This window comes from Pedobacter sp. HMWF019, assembly GCF_003061025.1.
In the GTDB taxonomy this organism is placed as follows: domain Bacteria; phylum Bacteroidota; class Bacteroidia; order Sphingobacteriales; family Sphingobacteriaceae; genus Pedobacter.
Genome location: NZ_QAIL01000564.1, coordinates 608 through 3152, shown reverse-complemented (window position 1 = coordinate 3152; position 2545 = coordinate 608). Strand labels below are relative to the sequence as shown.

The 2545-nt window shown below is 36.4% G+C and carries 4 protein-coding genes; 3 read left to right on the top strand and 1 reads right to left on the bottom strand.

All coding sequences use genetic code 11. The annotated features are described in order from the left end of the window. The first annotated feature begins 204 nt into the window (after window positions 1-204). Complete coding sequence (locus DBR11_RS27385; protein WP_108555724.1) at window positions 205-858, top strand: NAD-dependent epimerase/dehydratase family protein; 654 nt, start codon at window positions 205-207, stop codon at window positions 856-858. A 48-nt stretch (window positions 859-906) separates the two neighbouring features. Here the strand turns inward: DBR11_RS27385 and DBR11_RS27380 are convergent, their stop codons facing one another. Further along, the gene (locus DBR11_RS27380) at window positions 907-1803 is read right to left on the bottom strand and encodes a hypothetical protein (RefSeq protein WP_108555723.1); all 897 of its coding nucleotides are present in this window, start codon (window positions 1801-1803) and stop codon (window positions 907-909) included. Between the two features lie 154 nt (window positions 1804-1957). On the opposite strand from DBR11_RS27380, the gene DBR11_RS30020 reads away from it, so the two are divergent. Together DBR11_RS30020 and DBR11_RS29790 are read left to right on the top strand one after the other, a co-directional pair. Next, window positions 1958-2134: a hypothetical protein gene (locus tag DBR11_RS30020; protein ID WP_199233982.1), complete on the top strand. Its 177-nt coding sequence runs from the start codon at window positions 1958-1960 to the stop codon at window positions 2132-2134. A 178-nt stretch (window positions 2135-2312) separates the two neighbouring features. Continuing rightward, the coding region (locus DBR11_RS29790; RefSeq protein ID WP_158275398.1) for a hypothetical protein at window positions 2313-2545 on the top strand (233 nt) is incomplete at its 3' end.

Below are 2545 nucleotides of genomic sequence, written 5' to 3'. Positions count from 1 at the left end.
GTTAGTTGGCAATGTTTAGCTAATACTGTTATTGTTGGCTGAATTGCTTTAAACTTCGGATTTAAGACGGAAGGAAATCAATCCTAAAAATGTTTGAACTTTTGAACATACTAAGTTTGGACTTCTCGACAAAATAAGTTTTTAATAAATACACTAAATTTGTTAGCGCTTTTTAAGCTTAAGATCATGGTTAAATTATAAAATATGAAAGTTATTTTGACAGGTGCAACTGGAATGGTTGGTGAAGGTGTTCTGATGGAATGTATTGATAATGAAGAAGTAACTTCGGTTCTTTATGTAGGTAGAAGGTCTAGTGGAATTCAGCATCGCAAATTAAATGAATATATTGTCGCGGACTTTCTTTCGCTTAGGGAAGACAATACCCACCTTTTAGGGTTTGATGCTTGTTTTTATTGTGCTGGTGTAAGCAGTGTGGGCATGAATGAGGGTGATTATACTAAAATTACATATGACACCACATTACATTTTGCAGATGTTCTGTTAAAACTTAATCCAGGTATGGTTTTTAATTTTGTATCAGGTGCTCATACAGACAGTACGGAGAAAGGAAAGTCCATGTGGGCGCGGGTAAAAGGTAAGACAGAGAATGCACTTGGGCAAATGGCGTTCAGAGCACAATATAATTTCAGACCCGGCTTAATGATGCCTGATCAAAAACAAGTACAACTTAGGGGCTATAATAAATACATCAGATTGTTGTATCCGTTGTTTAGGCCTTTTTACACGGGCTGTAGCACAAGGGAAATAGGGAAAGCAATGATTGCTGCAGTAAAGGTTGGATATCTGGAAAGAACGCTTGAAGCCAGGGACATTAAGAAATTGGCAGGTGCGGTATAATGATTAGGCTTTTAACATTTATTAAAAGTGTCAAAAGCCCAATCGATACTATATGATTTCCAGGTCAGTTTTTCCTTCGGGAATATAAAATATAAATTCCAATCCTAATTCTTCATTAGCTTTATCATTTTTCAATAATAACGCTGGATTACCGTCGGGTCTAATCAAGGTTGCCAATTTTCGGTTGCCGAAAATCTTCAATATGGAATTTTCTGGTATAGGTTCCAGTTTAAAACCAGATTTCAGATTACCAAGCATGCCCGTAATCCTATCCTCTGATTCTTCTTTACTAAGGTACATTGTAGTGGCAACAACGCTTTCTCTGTTGGAGATCAGTTTTCTAATTTGTTCGAGGTTGCCTTTAGCAATCAATTTTGCAAGTTGTTGGTAAGCACCTTGTAGTTTTTCCTTCATTCCACCAACTGATCCAAGGTCTGTGGCGGTTTGATAAGCGGTTATTGAATAAGGCACTTCTGCATTAAAACTTGATGTATGGGTTAGAAAACTTTGTTTTTTTGAAGGGTCTACTTTCTCCACTGCATATTCTCCTGGAAGTTGCTCTTTGAAATAAAGGTTCTTAGCGGCATCAAAGACTTTGATATTGTAACTGAATTGTGCGCTTGGATGTAAAGTTTTCTGGCCGGCAAGAGGTGAAATTTTAATTGTGATTTGTTGTTTTCCACTTTGCAGAATGGCCGAGTTAAGAGGAACCATAGTTGAGGTTTGTCCTTCCAGATTGAGGGTGAAAACCAATACATCATTAACTCGGATCTCGAACAGGCAGTATGCGGCACTAAAATCTACTTGATAATAGGGTTGTACAGTTGAATAATCTGCTTTTTTTTCAATTTTCAATGGGGTAGAGCCTAAAACGACTTGATTTTGAGAATGGCATCCAATGTAAAGAAATAGGAACGGGAGCAATAATAAAGTTTTGATTTTCATAGGAGGATTGAACTGTTAAATGATGAGATAGAATGATTTTCGGGGGTTATAGCAAAGTTAGTGCCTGATATTACGGAATGATCCTCTATAATGTCGTTTACCCGATTGGCTAAAACTATTTTGAATGGTAATTGTTAAGTTGTAAAAATAAATTATGAATGATTTTTTTAGGGGAATTATCGCAGCCTGGGGTGCAAAGAAATTAGGTGGAGGTTGTTTGTCTACTGTTATTATTTTTGTGCTGATCTGGACCTTGCTTGGTAAGTGTAATCAAGGAACGAAAGCTCAGGTACAGCCAGTGTCCAGGCATCGTGTTGCAGTCGACAAATAAGAGATGGCTATCATCATAACCCCAAATTAATGATCACGGTATAATTATCTGGATAGATCAGCAGGTACTTGTCAATTGTAATAATGACATTACTTTGTACAACATTAAAATTATCCAGGCGTTAACATGAATAATTACTCCCTAAAAAATGTTAATGGTATACCCTAATCAGAATTCAATGAAAAAACTCAGATCAAAAGTAGTAGCGGCACTCAAAAGGGAATTTACTTATGAATGTACCATTTCTTCTAGAATGAACCAGGTGATTTTAAAGGTCAGAAATATTGATTTTGAACAGGAGCTGGGAAGATTATTGCAACAAATACAACAAATCATTGATAAACATTATCCTAAAAGAGAAGAGCATATTTTACTGGTCATTCGTGCAATGGACGGAGGCAATGAAAATAC